The organism is Myxococcus sp. XM-1-1-1, from assembly GCF_020037095.1.
GTDB lineage: Bacteria > Myxococcota > Myxococcia > Myxococcales > Myxococcaceae > Myxococcus > Myxococcus fulvus.
Map to the genome: position 1 here is coordinate 1 of NZ_JAIQDH010000072.1, position 980 is coordinate 980.

Sequence of the window (980 nt, forward strand, 5' to 3'; positions counted from 1 at the left end):
CTAAACCGAAGTTCGTGATTCTCGATCAGGCTGAAGGGCGGGCAGGCGGGAAGTGCGCGGGAAGAGGGAGCAGGGGCACTTCTCGTTCGGCTCTGTGTGCGCAGAAGACCTGAGAGCGAGAAGGCCCTGCCCGAGGGCAAAGGTAGGCAGTGGCTGAAGAGGAAGCAGCGGCAGGCGCTGCTGAGGTGGGGTGAGCGGAGTGGCTGCCCGCTCACCATGCGGCGGTGCATGGCCGTGGCGGCTGTGGGGCGGGGAGCCTCATGCAACGCGGCAGCCCGGGAGTTGGGCTGTGCAACCTCCACCGTCGTCAGCGCAGTGCGCCGCTACCGGGAGGACGGACGCGGAGCGCTACGAGACAGGAGGGAGGGCAACGGCCAGCGCAAGGTAGACGAGCGATTCCGAGAGAGGCTGGCGCGGGTGCTGGTGGGAACGCCCGAGGACTGGGGCTGGTGCCGGCCCACCTGGACACGGGAGTTGCTGTGCCTGGAGCTTGAGCGCCGCGGGCTGCCCCAGGTCTCCGTGGCGACCATGGGCCGCGCGCTCACCTGGCTCGGCGCGCGGCGCAAGGCCGCCAGGCCCATCGTCAAGTGTCCCTGGCCCGCGTGGAAGCGTCGGCGCCGGCTCTACGAGTTGAAGTGCCTGCATGCACACACGCCCCCCGAAGAGCCCGTGCTCCACGTAGATGAGGTGGACATCCATCTCAACCCCAAGGTCGGACACGACTGGTGTCTTCCGGGGCAGCGTCGGGTGGTGGTGACCCCGGGCAACAACCAGAAGCGCTTCCTGGCTGGAGCGTTGAATGTCCGGACGGGAAAGCTGACGTGGGTGGAGGGCAAATCCAAGGCCAGCGACCTCTTCATCCAGTTGCTCTGGCGGCTGGCGGGGGAATACCGGCGCGCTCGTCGCATCCACCTCGTGCTGGACAATGCAGCGGTCCACACCAGTCAGAAGACTCGCAAGGCGCTGGTCCAACTCAAAGA

Annotated in this window: 1 protein-coding gene; it reads left to right on the forward strand. The window is 67.2% G+C overall.

What is annotated here, in order from left to right; genetic code table 11:
* Nucleotides 1–228: 228 nt before the first annotated feature.
* Nucleotides 229–980 (forward strand): IS630 family transposase (locus K8640_RS42355; protein ID WP_223752279.1); only part of this gene is annotated, 752 nt, incomplete at its 3' end.